This window comes from Pseudomonas sp. HLS-6, from assembly GCF_002753995.1.
GTDB classification, from domain to species: Bacteria; Pseudomonadota; Gammaproteobacteria; order Pseudomonadales; family Pseudomonadaceae; genus Aquipseudomonas; species Aquipseudomonas defluvii.
Genome location: NZ_CP024478.1, coordinates 4527529 through 4540380 on the forward strand (window position 1 = coordinate 4527529; position 12852 = coordinate 4540380).

General features: G+C 61.5%; 14 protein-coding genes. 6 read left to right on the forward strand and 8 right to left on the reverse strand.

What is annotated here, in order from left to right:
* Positions 1 to 14: 14 nt before the first annotated feature.
* A complete protein-coding gene (locus tag CS390_RS21265; RefSeq protein WP_099776795.1) occupies positions 15 to 1346 on the reverse strand; it encodes a DEAD/DEAH box helicase in 1332 nt (443 codons plus the stop codon).
* Positions 1347 to 1444: 98 nt separating this feature from the next.
* Entirely contained in the window at positions 1445 to 2377 is a 933-nt protein-coding gene (yedA, locus tag CS390_RS21270; RefSeq protein ID WP_099775879.1) for a drug/metabolite exporter YedA, read from the reverse strand.
* A 149-nt stretch (positions 2378 to 2526) separates the two neighbouring features.
* On the opposite strand from yedA, the gene CS390_RS21275 reads away from it, so the two are divergent.
* On the forward strand, positions 2527 to 2985 hold the full coding sequence (locus CS390_RS21275; protein WP_065760938.1) for an Lrp/AsnC family transcriptional regulator: 459 nt from the start codon (positions 2527 to 2529) through the stop codon (positions 2983 to 2985).
* On the opposite strand, the gene CS390_RS21280 is transcribed toward CS390_RS21275, so the two are convergent.
* The 3 genes from CS390_RS21280 to CS390_RS21290 all read right to left on the reverse strand — a co-directional run bounded on the left by CS390_RS21280 (position 2982) and on the right by CS390_RS21290 (position 4930).
* Complete coding sequence (locus tag CS390_RS21280; RefSeq protein ID WP_065760937.1) at positions 2982 to 3587, reverse strand: PolC-type DNA polymerase III; 606 nt, start codon at positions 3585 to 3587, stop codon at positions 2982 to 2984. The two genes, CS390_RS21275 and CS390_RS21280, sit on opposite strands and share 4 nt — an antisense overlap.
* A gap of 19 nt (positions 3588 to 3606) precedes the next feature.
* Positions 3607 to 4086, reverse strand: coding sequence for an NYN domain-containing protein (locus tag CS390_RS21285; RefSeq protein WP_099775881.1), 480 nt, complete (start codon positions 4084 to 4086; stop codon positions 3607 to 3609).
* Positions 4087 to 4180: 94 nt separating this feature from the next.
* Positions 4181 to 4930 carry a DUF2076 domain-containing protein gene (locus tag CS390_RS21290; protein ID WP_099775883.1) on the reverse strand — a complete coding sequence of 250 codons (750 nt, stop codon included), beginning with the start codon at positions 4928 to 4930 and terminating at the stop codon, positions 4181 to 4183.
* A 239-nt stretch (positions 4931 to 5169) separates the two neighbouring features.
* Here CS390_RS21290 and CS390_RS21295 point away from each other — a divergent pair, with 239 nt between their 5' ends.
* Positions 5170 to 6249 carry an endonuclease/exonuclease/phosphatase family protein gene (locus tag CS390_RS21295; protein WP_099775885.1) on the forward strand — a complete coding sequence of 360 codons (1080 nt, stop codon included), beginning with the start codon at positions 5170 to 5172 and terminating at the stop codon, positions 6247 to 6249.
* On the opposite strand, the gene hrpB is transcribed toward CS390_RS21295, so the two are convergent.
* Positions 6250 to 8775 carry an ATP-dependent helicase HrpB gene (gene hrpB, locus CS390_RS21300; RefSeq protein WP_099775886.1) on the reverse strand — a complete coding sequence of 842 codons (2526 nt, stop codon included), beginning with the start codon at positions 8773 to 8775 and terminating at the stop codon, positions 6250 to 6252. It lies immediately after the preceding gene.
* A gap of 118 nt (positions 8776 to 8893) precedes the next feature.
* Here hrpB and CS390_RS21305 point away from each other — a divergent pair, with 118 nt between their 5' ends.
* Positions 8894 to 9313 (forward strand): polyribonucleotide nucleotidyltransferase, encoded by a 420-nt coding sequence (locus tag CS390_RS21305; protein ID WP_065761251.1) that lies wholly within the window; start codon positions 8894 to 8896, stop codon positions 9311 to 9313.
* A gap of 28 nt (positions 9314 to 9341) precedes the next feature.
* On the forward strand, positions 9342 to 10217 hold the full coding sequence (locus CS390_RS21310) for a cation diffusion facilitator family transporter (protein ID WP_099775888.1): 876 nt from the start codon (positions 9342 to 9344) through the stop codon (positions 10215 to 10217).
* A gap of 9 nt (positions 10218 to 10226) precedes the next feature.
* Here the strand turns inward: CS390_RS21310 and CS390_RS21315 are convergent, their stop codons facing one another.
* The gene (locus CS390_RS21315; RefSeq protein ID WP_099775890.1) at positions 10227 to 11048 is read right to left on the reverse strand and encodes a DUF6515 family protein; all 822 of its coding nucleotides are present in this window, start codon (positions 11046 to 11048) and stop codon (positions 10227 to 10229) included.
* A gap of 439 nt (positions 11049 to 11487) precedes the next feature.
* Between CS390_RS21315 and CS390_RS21320 the strand changes: the two genes are divergently transcribed.
* Together CS390_RS21320 and CS390_RS21325 are read left to right on the forward strand one after the other, a co-directional pair.
* Entirely contained in the window at positions 11488 to 11964 is a 477-nt protein-coding gene (locus CS390_RS21320; protein ID WP_065761248.1) for an Lrp/AsnC family transcriptional regulator, read from the forward strand.
* 56 nt (positions 11965 to 12020) lie between these two features.
* Entirely contained in the window at positions 12021 to 12224 is a 204-nt protein-coding gene (locus CS390_RS21325; protein ID WP_065761247.1) for a DUF2788 domain-containing protein, read from the forward strand.
* Here CS390_RS21325 and CS390_RS21330 read toward each other — a convergent pair.
* Positions 12221 to 12850 (reverse strand): pseudouridine synthase, encoded by a 630-nt coding sequence (locus CS390_RS21330; RefSeq protein ID WP_099775892.1) that lies wholly within the window; start codon positions 12848 to 12850, stop codon positions 12221 to 12223. The two genes, CS390_RS21325 and CS390_RS21330, sit on opposite strands and share 4 nt — an antisense overlap.
* Between the last annotated feature and the right edge of the window lie 2 nt (positions 12851 to 12852).

A 12852-nucleotide genomic window follows, 5' to 3' on the forward strand; every position in this document is an offset into this window, starting at 1 on the left:
CGATGACCGAGCGATTACGGCTTGCGCTTGCGTGGGCCGGTGTTGAAGGTCGGCACCTTACGTACAGGCTTGGCCTGTGGTGCAGCTGCAGGCGTTTCACCGCTGTCCAGCCAACGACCAAGGCTGCGCTTGGCCCCACCCTCTTTCGGCTTTTTCGGTTTCTTCGGCTTTTTCAGGATCTGCCCACTGGCGTCGGTCACCGGTACCCGGTGCTCTGGCGCGAAATCCGGCTCTTCGTGACGCGGCAGGGTCTTGCGGGTCAGGGTTTCAATGGCCGAGAGCAGTTGCACTTCATCAGCACACACCAGCGAGATCGCTTCACCGGTGTTGCCAGCACGACCGGTGCGGCCAATACGGTGAATGTAGTCTTCAGCCACGATCGGCAGGTCGAAGTTCACCACCAGCGGCAGGTCGTCGATGTCCAGGCCTCGGGCGGCCACATCCGTCGCCACCAGGATCTGGATTTCGTTGGCCTTGAAGCTGTCCAGTGCCCGCTGGCGTGTCGCCTGTGGACGGTCGCCGTGAATACCGTCGGTATTCACACCTTGACCGCGCAGGCGCTCCACCAGTTGATCGACACCATTGCGGGTCTTGGCAAACACCAGCACCTGCTTCCAGCGCTGCTTGCGCATCAGGTGGATGAACAACTCTGGCTTGCGCTTCTTGTCCACAGGGACAATCCACTGTTTGACCGTGCTTGCCGCAACGTTACGCGGACTGACTTCGATGCTCAGCGGTTCATTGAGCATCTGCCCGCCCAGCAGGCGAATCTCGTCGGAGAAGGTGGCCGAGAACAGCAGGGTCTGGCGACGGTTAGGCAACACGGCATAAATCGCCCGCAGCTCCTCGGAAAAGCCCAGATCAAGCATGCGATCGGCCTCATCCAGCACCAGCGCCTGAAGCTGATTGAACTTCAGTGCATTCTGCCGGAACAGATCCAGCAGGCGCCCAGGCGTTGCAACCAGCAGGTCGACGCCTTTGCGCAGCTTCATCATCTGCGGGTTGATGCTCACCCCGCCGTACACCGCATAAGTGCTGAGCGGCAGGTGTTCGGCATAGTCCTGGATATTGCGGTGAACCTGCTCGGCCAGTTCACGCGTCGGCACCAGCACCAGCGCACGCACCGAGTTGCTGGCAACCTTGGCACCTTCCATCGTCAGGCGCTGCAGCAGCGGCAAGGCAAACCCGGCCGTTTTGCCGGTACCGGTCTGGGCGGCCGCCATCAGGTCGCGCCCGGCCAGCACTGCCGGAATGGCTTGCGCCTGAATCGGCGTCGGCGAGTGGTAGTCGAGGCGCTCAAGCGCGCGCAGCAAAGGTTCAATCAGGCCAAGTTTGGCGAATGTCATGGCAATACCGTCAGGGGAATTCAGCAATGGCGGCAGTTTACCTTGTTCGACGCCCCGGCATGCAGCACGCCGTTGTCAAAACTGCCACAACGCCCCCTTTACTTGGAAAACGCTTCCTTGCCCACCTCGACAGCCGGAACGCTGGCAGCACTTGGCTTACGCCACTGTGGAACACCAATCAGCACGACGGCACCAATGATCACCGCCATGGCCAGACACTCCTCGAAGCCAATCTGCTCGCCCGCAAAGACAATGCCCAGCAGCACCGCCACTGCCGGGTTGACGTAGGCGTAGCTGGTGGCCGCTGCCGGGCGCACATGCTTGAGCAAGTACATATACGCGCTAAAGGCCAGGATCGAGCCGAAAAACACCAGATAGGCCAATGCTCCCCAACCCGCAGCGGTCGGCATCTGCGTCATGCGCTCACCGCTGAGTGCGCTACCCAGCAACAACACCAAGCCACCCACCAGCATTTCCGCCGCACTGGCCATCGGCCCCTGAGGCAGTGGCAGGCTTTTGCTCCACACTGAACCAAATGCCCAGGAGGCTGCCGCAAACAGAATCAGGGCCGCACCCAGCGGGCTCGCCTGAAGGTTCGAGCCCAGGTTAAGCAAACCGATACCCAGCAACCCGAGGAGAATCCCTGCCCACTCCAGACGCGTGTTGCGTTGCCCCCACAACAGGCCAAACAACAGTGTGAACAATGGCACGGTCGCAACCGCCAAGGCCGCAACCCCGGAGGCGACCCCGGCATGCTCGGCGACCGTTACGCCTCCGTTACCGCAACTGAGCAGCAATACGCCGATCGCTCCGGCCGCGCGCCATTGCGGCCAGGTCGGTGCGGGCACCCCACGCCAGCGCAGGAACGCATAAAGCAGTGTACCGGCAATCATGAAACGCACGCCGGCCATCAACAACGGCGGCCAGGACTCCACACCGATGCGAATCACCAGGTACGTCGAGCCCCAGACCAGATACAACGCGAGGAAGGCACCGATCAATAACAGTGGAAAGCGACGAGAGGCAGGCATGGCAGGCTCGAAATCGAGTAAGTAAGGGGATTAGTTTAGAAAGCAGTCCCACTAAACTTAAGCTACAAAACCTGTTTATAGTGCCGTAACAGTTTCTAAACAAAGGTTGTTCAGGCCCATAACCTTCTTTTCAAAAGATCTCTCGCACCATGGATAAATACGATCGGATGCTCCTCGCCGCGCTGCTGGAAAATGGCCGCGCGTCGTTCGCTCAATTGGCCCGCAAGGTTAACCTGTCGGCACCGGCGGTCGCCGAGCGGGTGGCCAAACTGGAAGCCAGCGGGGTAATAACCGGCTATCAAGCCAAGGTCGACATGAGCAAGATAGGCCTGCCTATCCAATGCGTGATCGAACTGCGCCTGGCCAGCCATGGCAATCAACAGGCTTACGAAGCGCTGACGCAGATCCCTCAGCTCACCGAGTGCCACCGGGTCACGGGCGATCCCTGCGTGATCATGCAGGCGGCTGTCGGCTCGATGCCGGAACTGGAAGAGCTGATCAACCGGGTTGCCCAGTTCGGCTTCAGCAAGACCTCGATCATTCTCTCGAGTGCGGTCGAGCGGCGCGTGCCCTTGGGGCAGCTGGATAACCCGGCGAAAAAAGCCTAGCGATAGCGCTTGAGCGTTTCGGCGATTTTCGCCGCGGGCACTTTCTGCAAACTGCAGAACAACGGGTGCGAGACTGCACTCACGCCGTGGCGCAAACGCAACTCATCGGCCAGGTGCTGAGCCAGGTTGGCAGCCATCTCGGCGTCGGCCATGGCCCGGTGAGCGGTGCCGGTGTCCGGCAAGCCAGCCCAGCGGGTCAGGGTGCCCAGTTTGTGGTTCGGCGCGGCTGGCAGCAGGCGTCGGGACAGCAACATCGAGCAGGCAAAGTGCTGGGTACGCTGACGGTTGATCTGTGCCAGCTCGTAATCCCAGAACTTCTGGTCGAAGGCCGCGTTGTGCGCCAGCAATGGCGTGTCGCCCACAAACTCAGCGACCTCGTTCATGACCTTGGCGACCGGCGGCGCACTGCGCAGCATGGCAGTGGTGATACCGGTCAGCCCGGCGACAAAGGCAGGCACCGCAAGCCCGGCATTCATCAGGCTCTGGTAACGCTCGACAATACGCCCGTCTTCAAGCATGACCACGGCCACCTCGGTGGCGCGGCAACCGGGGCCCGGAGAAATACCGGTGGTTTCAAAGTCGATGACAGCGATACGTTCCACAAGAACCTCTGGTTTGAACTCAATGCTTGAGCAGCAACTCGCCTTCGATGGGCACGTAGCGACTGGCGGCGCGGATCAGTGAATTGGCGGTGAGCCCCGGCACGCCATAAGCGACCGCTTCGACCCCATGACGGCTGATAATGCGTTCAAGCAGCAGGTCGAAGTCGCCATCGCCCGAGGCGAGTACCACTTCATCAACCCGTGCGGCGGCATCCATCACATCCAGGGTGATGCCCACATCCCAATCGCCCTTGGCCGAGCCATCGCTGCGCTGGATGTAAGGCTTGAGTTTGACCGTAAAACCGAGGTTGCGCAGGATCTGCTGAAACTGCTGTTGCTTGCTGTCACCACGGTCGATGGCATAGGCAACGGCCTCGACGATCTGCCCGTGTTGGCTGACATCAGCCCAGAACGCGGCATAGTTGAAGTGACAGCCATAGGCCTGGCGCACGGTGTAGTAGAGGTTCTGCACATCGGCGAACACTGCGATTTTCTTCACCGTACTTCCTCATTACGCCCAGGGACCGGCCACCTGTGTCAGCCGTTTCGGCGCACAGTATGCCAGCCCCAGGGCGAATGCGGGTACTCGCGGCTCAGACGTAGGAGTCGTCGTCGCTGAAGAAGCCGCCATCGTCGTTGTAGTCGGTGCCCATGAAGCCGCCCTGATCATTGCCATAACCGCTATTGTCGGCGGTCAAGCGCTGCTCATCATTGCTTCCCCAGCCGCTGTCGCTGGCCGGTGCCGGTTCTTCCTTGATCACCTCGGTAACGGTTTCAGGCTGCGAGTGATGATTGAACAGGCTGCTGATGCCTTGTGCGAGCATCACCCCACCGGCAACGCCAGCGGCGGTTTGCAAGGCACCACCCAGGAAACTGCTGGCACCGCCACGGGCTGGCGCAGCAGCAGGCTGTGCATACGCTTGCGGCTGCGGCGCGACACCCGGCGCGTTGAACGAACTGGCCGGAGCCGGCTCGCGCCAACCGCCAGTGCTGGTGGGCGGAGGCGAGACTGGCTGACTGGCAACCGGTTGAGGTTGAGGCTGTCGAGTGCCGCTGCCGAAGATGCCGGACAGAAACCCACCGCTGCTTTGGGTCGTCGCCGCGACTTGGGCCTTCGCCTGGGTGAGTTCAGCTTGCAGCTGCTTGTTCTGTTCGTCGAGGCGCTTGATGGCAGCCTCCTGAACCAGAATTGCCTGAGTCATGTAGTACGGGGCCGCACTCTGCTGTTGCAGGTGCTCGGCGATCCGCGCTTGAGCCTGGGCGTCTCGTGGCGCAGACGTGGCCTCAACCTGCTTGAGCTTGGCAAACAGGCCATCGATCAGGGCTTGCTCTTCGCTGTTCATGAACAACCTCGTTGGATAACTGGAGAAACAGACTCACTGAAAATAGGGGCCGCGGCCAGTGATTCAATGCACCTGTAGGATGAAACTTTTTTCAGGTCAATGGCCCTCGGGGATGCGATATGGACTAAAGAATCTACTCCACGTTCGCTTCACCGCACGGTATTTCTTTCTGACCAACGGTAGAGACCCCGTAGCTAGGGTATGCTCAGGGATCACCCGGAACCCGCCAAGCCGCGCCGATGATCCGATTACTGCGCAATACCCTGCTGACGCTGTTACTGACCATTGCCCTGCTCTGGACGCTGGCCTCACACCTGAGCTGGCAACCTGCCCCCCGCGAAGACCTGCCCGTCAGTTGTACGGCCAGCAGCACGCCGCTGGTGCCTGGTCAGGCACTCAAGGTCATGACCTGGAACGTGCAGTATCTGGCCGGCAAGCGCTACGTCTTCTGGTACGACGAAGGACGCGGCAGCGATACACGGCCCACCGCTGAAGACCTCGCGCATAACCTCGACGAGGTAGCCCGCGTGATTCGTGCCGAACAACCCGATATCGTTCTGCTCCAGGAACTGGACAACAATGCCAAGGCCACGGGCTATCACGATCAACTGGCGTTGTTGCGTGAACGCCTGGTCGACCTCTATCCGTGTGCGGTACAGGCCTACGACTGGAAAGCGGAGTTTGTCCCGGACTGGCATGTTTTCGGCAGTGTTGGCCGCAGCCTGGCAACCCTGAGCCGTTACCCGATCAGCAAGGCTCAACGCCTGCAACTGCCGACAACCGCGAGCAATGCACTGAGTCGCCTGCTCCAGCCCCAGCACGCGGTGCTGGCCAGTTACCTGCCACTGCGTGACGGCGGCCAATTGGCGGTGCTCAACACCCGCCTGGCGCACTATGAAACGCAGAGTGATGTTCAGCGCCAACAGGTTCAGGCGCTGGTTAAACAACTTGGCAGCCTGGAACGCCAAGGCGCGGCATGGTTGATTGGAGGGGATTTCAACATGCTGCCACTCGGACAGTACCGGCGCCTCACGCCCCAGCAACGCGGGTTGTACGCGGCTGACAGCGACCTGCACCTGCTCTGGGACACGTACCCCATGATCCCCAGCAATGCCGAGGCCAGCGGTGCAGATCGCGCCCGCTGGCTTACCCATTATCCCAACGACCCCAATGTGAGCGCTCCGGACCGAACCCTCGACTACCTGTTCCACAGCCCCAAGCTCACGCGTTTAAGCGCACAGGTGCTGCAGCAGGACACCCTGGAAATCTCCGACCACCTCCCTGTGAGCGCTCGCCTGCTGCTGCCGGTAGCGCCTTGACTATTTGCGCGGTTTGGCTCGCGCCGTGGCTTCCGCCACCAATGGGTCATCGGGCCAATAGTGCTTGGGGTAACGGCCCTTCAGGTCTTTTTTGACCTCGCTGTACGTGCTGCGCCAGAAGTTAGCCAGATCTTGAGTGACCTGCACAGGTCGACGCGCAGGCGACAGCAGGTGCAGCTTGACCTGTAGGCGGCCCTGAGCAATACGCGGCGTTTCCGCCAGGCCGAACAACTCCTGCAGGCGCACGGCAAGGATCGGTGGATGCTCGCTGTAATCCAGACGAATGCTGGAACCCGACGGCACACTCAGGTGCATCGGAGCCCACTCGTCCAGGCGTTGCGGCAACGGCCAGGGCAACAGGTTGCGGACAATTGAAGAGAGGTCGAGCTGGGCGAAATGGCTCAAGCGCGTGACCTTGCCCAGATAAGGCTGCAACCACTGCTCAAGGCCCGCCAACAATGCCGCATCACTCAGGTCCGGCCATTCACTGTCGCCCCCTGTGGCCAGGTCCAGCTGACGCAGCAACGCCACCCGGGCCTGCCATTGGCGCAACTCCGGCGTCCACGGCAGCAACTCCAGCCCCTTGCGCCGAACCAGGTCAAGCAATGCGCGGGCACGGGCGTCATCATCCAGGCCGGTCAGCGGCTCGCGCGCCAAAATCAGTTCCCCGACCTTACGCTGGCGCTCGGCACGCAGCACGCCTTCACGCTCATCCCAGTCGAGCACATCGAGGCACTCGACCTGCTCGGCCAGCACCCCATCGAACAGCGCCGGGTCGAACTCAGCCGCCAGGTAGATACGCTCCTCACGCTGGCCCTGACGACTGCCCAGATCAGCAACCACCAACCACGGGGCCTTCATCAGCGCATCGACCTCACCAAACAGGGCCGCTCGCCCATTGGCCAGCCGGTACTCCGCGCCCCCGGCACGGCGCTGCTGTGCAACACGGTCTGGATACGCCAAGGCCAGCAACGCGCCAAGCCAGCGAGGATGCTCAGGGTCTGGCACTGCGCTCGATGCTTTTCCTCGCAAGTAGCCACGGTACTGCCGGGCCAATTGCCGCGCGCGCTGAACACCACCCTGCCCACCACGGGAAGCACGGGTCTCACCACTGAGCAGGGTCAAACGGCTATGCAGGTCGGCGCCCGCACCGCGCAGAATGTCGCGCTCCCCCAGCAGGGCCGCAACATCGCAGGCCATCTCGGCCAACCCAAGCGCCTGGCCACGCAATAGCAAATGCGCAATACGTGGATGCGCCGGCAACTCAGCCATTGCCTGGCCATGAGCGGTCAGGCTGAGCAGTTGCCCGGGCTTGAGCGCGCCAAGCCGCAGTAACAGGTCCTGGGCCTGTGCATACGCCGCCGCAGGGGGTTGATCGAGCCAGCTCAATTGCCCCGGCGTCACACCCCAGCGGGTCAGTTGCAGCGCCAACCCGGCCAGATCGGCCTGGAGTATTTCCGCACTGGCGTATGCCGCCAACTGATCATGTTGCGCTTCGGACCAAAGCCGGTAGCACACGCCAGGTTCAAGACGCCCGGCCCGGCCCGCCCGTTGGGTAGCACTGGCGCGGGAAATTCGCTGGGTGTCCAGACGCGTCATGCCACTGCCAGGGTCGAACCGAGGCACCCGTGCCAACCCCGCATCAATGACCACCCGAACACCGTCGATGGTCAGGCTGGTCTCGGCGATGTTGGTGGCCAATACCACCTTGCGCACGCCCGGCGCGGGTGCATCGATGGCTGCACGCTGGGCACTCAGTTCGAGCTCACCGTGTAGCGGGCAGAGCAGGATGTCCTGCCGCCCACCCAGCGACGCCTGCAACGATTCATGCACGCGGCGAATTTCCGCCTGCCCCGGCAGGAACACCAGCAGGCTGCCCGGCTCGTCGGCCAGTGCCTGATGGACCGTATCGACCACGCGCGGCTCGATGAACTCGCCGGGCTGGAACGGCCTGCCCCAACGCACGTCAACCGGGTACATGCGCCCTTCGCTGCTGACCACCGGCGCGTCACCGAGCAACGCCGACAGCCGCTCGCCCTCCAGCGTCGCCGACATCAGCATGATCTTCAGCGGCGGCTCGTCGCGCAGCAGGTCACGCCCATTGAGACTGAGGGCCAAGGCCAGATCCGCATCCAGACTCCGTTCGTGAAACTCGTCGAAGATCAACAAACCCACGCCATCGAGGGCAGGGTCTTCCTGAAGGCGCCGCGTCAGGATGCCCTCTGTCACGACTTCGATGCGCGTACGCGGGCCGACTTTACTGTCCAGGCGAATGCGATAGCCCACCGTTTCGCCGACCGATTCCCCCAACTCACTGGCCAGTCGCTCCGCTGCGGCACGTGCGGCCAGGCGGCGCGGCTCAAGCATCAGGATCCGCTGCCCGGCCAGCCAAGGCTCGTTCAGCAACGCCAGTGGCACGCGGGTTGTCTTGCCTGCGCCCGGTGGCGCCTCCAGCACCACTTCATGGCGTTGGCCCAGCGCTTGGCGCAGAGCGGGAAGTACGTTGTCGATCGGTAATGAAATCATGGTGGCCCTCAAACAATGGGCCGAGTATAACGGCGAACCTAGGATGCCTTATCATGGTCTGATCAGCAGTTGCAGGTGCACTGCCTGCTCCTTTGTAACCTCAATTGCGGAGATTTCTATGCGTATGCCTTCCCGCCTCATTGGCGGTGCTCTGATCACCTGCTTACTGACCCAACTGACGGCCTGCGGCACCCTGTTCTACCCGGATCGACGCGGCCAGATTTCCGGCAAGATCGACCCGGTGATTGCCGCCATGGATGCCATCGGCATCCTGTTCTTTGTCATCCCCGGCCTGATCGCCTTCGGCATCGACTTTGCCACCGGCGCTATCTACATGCCGGGCGGCAGGCACGCCCAGATCTCACCGGAAAAACTGCAACCGGCCCTGGGGCCTGACGGCAAAGTGGACCTGGTAAAGCTGCAAGCCATCCTCCAGCAGGAGCTGAACCAGCACCTGCCACTCAATGACCCGCGCCTGATCCAGCACAAAGGCAGTGTCGAGCAACTGGCAATGTACGGCCTCAAGCCTGCTGCCTGAAACAACCCTCCACGGACATAGATACCCCATGAGTGAAGCCGCTGAACATGAACGGTTGTTGCGCCTGGCCACCCGCGCGTCGCTTGCAGTGGCCTGTACTCTGGTACTGGCCAAGGCCATCGGCTGGTGGCTTAGCGGGTCAGTCAGCCTGCTGGCAGGCTTGACCGACTCGCTGCTCGATAGCGTGTCGTCCTTTCTCAACCTGCTGGCAGTGCATTACGCCCTGCGTCCTGCCGATGACAATCACCGCTACGGTCACGGCAAGGCGGAAACATTGGCCGGCATGGCTCAGGCGCTGTTCATCGGGGTCAGTGCCGTATTGATCGGCATCCAGGCCTACCATCGGCTGGAAACCCCAGAACCGCTCGGCAACACCAGCGTCGGTATCGGGGTGATGGTGTTGTCGCTGGTGCTGACGGCGGCCTTGTTGATGCTCCAGGCACGCGTCATCCGTATCACCGGCTCCACGGCCATTCGCGTCGACTCGCTGCATTACCGCTCCGACATGCTGCTCAATGGCAGTATTTTGCTGGCGCTGGTGCTGGCCATGTTCGGCTGGCCGCAACTGGATGCCTACTTCGGCCTGGGAATCGCACTGTACATCCTCTGGAGTGCACTGCAGATCGCTCGCGAAAGCACGGCGATCCTGATGGACACGGCATTACCAGAAGACGTCAGCGAGGAAATGCTGGCGCTGGCCTGTTCCGTCAAAGGTGTCGTGGGCGCTCATGACCTGCGTACGCGCATCTCTGGACAGCACTGGTTCGTTCAGTTGCATCTGGAGTTGCCGGGCGACTTGCCGTTGCGCGAAGCCCATTCACTCTGCGAAGAAGCGGCAGCGGCAATCAACGAACGCTTCCCCAGGGCCGAAGTGCTGGTACACGCCGACCCGGCGCCACACTAAGCACAGGAATCAGTTCACGCTGTAGCCACGCCCGCTCAGACACGCGCCTAGCGCACGCCGGTAGTTGTCAGCCACATAGGCAGCCGGCGCGTAGCTGGCCGCTGCCGGATCAAAACCACTCTGCTCCACAGCCCAGCGGTGACACTCGTAGCGGTCCTGCTGGATCTGCTGCGGCGTCTGCCCCTCGGCCGGGTAGGCAATCACGTCATAACCGTTACTCGGTTCAGCCTGAGGTGCCGTATTGGCCTGCGGTGGATTGACCACCACATACTCCTGGCGGTCGTTGAGGTACTGGTAATAAGTACCCGCGACCATAAACAGCAACGCGTTGCCAACCCACACCTCGCGCGCGTAGGGCGGCAAATAGGTCACCCTTGCCCCGTAAGGCGGTGCCACGACCACATAGCGCGGCCCTTGCGGTCGATACCAGTAACCACCTGAGTAGAAGTAATCATGACCTCGGTAGGGGACTTTCCAGGACTGCTCTGGAAAGCGATCGATCACATGCCCCGGTCGATACTGCGGGCCTTCACCCCAGCCATTGCCATGCCCATCAGGCCGCCCCGGCCAATCCTCATGCGGTCGCTGCCCGGCACCACCCGCCTGCCAGTGCTGGTTGTAGCCATTGCGTCGTGGAATGTCCTGATAGTATCCCTGCCGCGGTTGCTGCGTCTGACGCACTTCATCCGGACGTGACTGGATCGGTAGCGAGGCGGTGGGCTGCTCCTCGCCATTGGACGGCTGTTGGCCATAACGCTCACCCTGCGCAAAGGCGCTCATACTCACACAAAACAGACCAACACCGGCCAGGCGCCAGATGCACGACTTCATGCTGTTCCTCACGGGGTCAAGATGGGCCTGTAGCGAATACAGCAGAACCACAGGCGTGTTCTGCCATCACTCTATCAGGCCTGCCAGGGCGGGTAATCGACCGGTAGATGAAAAATTCAGGGCATAAAAAAGGGAGGCCCTTAGGCCTCCCCTTGATAATTTTGTCCGTGCTCGACGCTTTTGACGCCGGCTCACCTCACGCCGTCTTCTGGACAGTGTGTAGCCCGGGGGCCGAGCACAACCCTGTGGGATTGCTGGCCGCGGCTGTCCTGATTGGGTCAGCCGCCGTGGACTGATGTCCGGGCAGTGATTCTGGAAATAAGAATACGGCGACAGCTGCGGCAGCGGATTGCGAATATTGCTGATCAAAACACTAGTTGCGCAATTTTTAACTAAAGATAGATAATTCAGCGCAATCGAAACAGAAAAGGCCTGATCCATGAGCAAGCTGGACCGCTATGACCTGAGTATTCTTGCCGAATTGCAGCGCGATGCGCGCATCTCCAACCAGGAGCTGGCCGAGCGTATTGGCCTGTCGCCGTCGCCCTGCTCACGGCGGGTCAAACAACTCGAAGATGACGGTTACATCGCCCGCCAGGTTGCCCTGCTCGACCGCAAGATGCTCGGTTTAAGCCTGACCGCTTACGTCCTGATCGGTATGGACCGGCACACACCTGAGCGTTTTGAAACCTTCGAGGCAGCCATCCGCAACCTGCCGCAAGTGCTCGAATGCAGCCTGGTCACCGGGATGGACGCTGACTACCAGCTCAAAGTCGTGGTGCCCGACATGGACCACTACCAGAAGCTGCTGCTCGGCCACCTGACGCGTATCGAAGGGGTGACCAGCGTACGCTCAAGCTTCGTACTCAACCAGGTACTGGCCAGCACCGAACTACCGTTGACGCACCTGCGTTAGTCAGGCCATTCGTACAGGCGTATAATGCCGCGCCTCAGCCTGCCTGGAGAAGATCGATGGATCCTGCGGTATTTGAAGAGTGGATGATGACCGGCCTGGTCACCATCTTGATTGGCTTCATGGGTTTTATCGTCTGGGACCTGGCGAAAAAATCCAATGCTGGCAAATTCGGCACGTTCATTCTGTTCTTCGTGCTGGGCCTGGGCATCCTTGCCTTCATCATCAAGAGCGTGGTGATCGGCTACATCGAAGGGGTCTAGAGCTTGGCCGGGACTTCCCGCCAGCAGCCCTGATCAAGCCCATCGAGCGTCCAGTTGCCGATCCTGACCCTGACCAGCCGCAGGGTCGGCAAGCCTACCGCTGCGGTCATGCGCCGCACCTGACGGTTACGCCCCTCCTTGATCACCAGCTCCAGCCAATGGGTCGGCACGCTCTTGCGAAAGCGCACCGGCGGATTGCGCGGCCATAATTCCGGCTCATCCAAGGCGCGTGCCTGTGCTGGCAAGGTCATGCCATCGTTCAACTCAACACCATCACGCAACCGCTGCAATTGCTCATCGCTCGGTTCACCTTCGACCTGTACCCAGTAGGTCTTTGCCAGCTTGTGCTTGGGGTCGGCAATGCGGGCCTGCAACTGACCGTCATTGGTCAGCAACAACAGCCCTTCACTGTCACGGTCCAGGCGCCCTGCCGGATAGATTCCGGGGATGTCGATGTAGTCCTTGAGCGTTGCTCGCCCCTCGCCGTCACTGAACTGGGTCAGGACGTCGAAGGGCTTGTTGAACAGGATCAGCCGCGGTTCGGCCGGCGGCGCCTTGGCTTGGCGACGCGGGGCGAACGGTTTGGCCGCTGGGCGGCGCGGCTTGGTACGAGGGGGTAACGGCATGG

What these genes read in the sequence shown, in the direction of transcription:
- CS390_RS21265 (WP_099776795.1), bottom strand. Translation starts at nt 1,346, where the DNA reads ATGACATTCGCCAAACTTGGCCTGATTGAACCTTTGCTGCGCGCGCTT.
- yedA (WP_099775879.1), bottom strand. Translation starts at nt 2,377, where the DNA reads ATGCCTGCCTCTCGTCGCTTTCCACTGTTATTGATCGGTGCCTTCCTC.
- CS390_RS21275 (WP_065760938.1), top strand. Translation starts at nt 2,527, where the DNA reads ATGGATAAATACGATCGGATGCTCCTCGCCGCGCTGCTGGAAAATGGC.
- CS390_RS21290 (WP_099775883.1), bottom strand. Translation starts at nt 4,930, where the DNA reads ATGAACAGCGAAGAGCAAGCCCTGATCGATGGCCTGTTTGCCAAGCTC.
- CS390_RS21295 (WP_099775885.1), top strand. Translation starts at nt 5,170, where the DNA reads ATGATCCGATTACTGCGCAATACCCTGCTGACGCTGTTACTGACCATT.
- hrpB (WP_099775886.1), bottom strand. Translation starts at nt 8,775, where the DNA reads ATGATTTCATTACCGATCGACAACGTACTTCCCGCTCTGCGCCAAGCG.
- CS390_RS21305 (WP_065761251.1), top strand. Translation starts at nt 8,894, where the DNA reads ATGCGTATGCCTTCCCGCCTCATTGGCGGTGCTCTGATCACCTGCTTA.
- CS390_RS21310 (WP_099775888.1), top strand. Translation starts at nt 9,342, where the DNA reads ATGAGTGAAGCCGCTGAACATGAACGGTTGTTGCGCCTGGCCACCCGC.
- CS390_RS21315 (WP_099775890.1), bottom strand. Translation starts at nt 11,048, where the DNA reads ATGAAGTCGTGCATCTGGCGCCTGGCCGGTGTTGGTCTGTTTTGTGTG.
- CS390_RS21320 (WP_065761248.1), top strand. Translation starts at nt 11,488, where the DNA reads ATGAGCAAGCTGGACCGCTATGACCTGAGTATTCTTGCCGAATTGCAG.
- CS390_RS21325 (WP_065761247.1), top strand. Translation starts at nt 12,021, where the DNA reads ATGGATCCTGCGGTATTTGAAGAGTGGATGATGACCGGCCTGGTCACC.
- CS390_RS21330 (WP_099775892.1), bottom strand. Translation starts at nt 12,850, where the DNA reads ATGCCGTTACCCCCTCGTACCAAGCCGCGCCGCCCAGCGGCCAAACCG.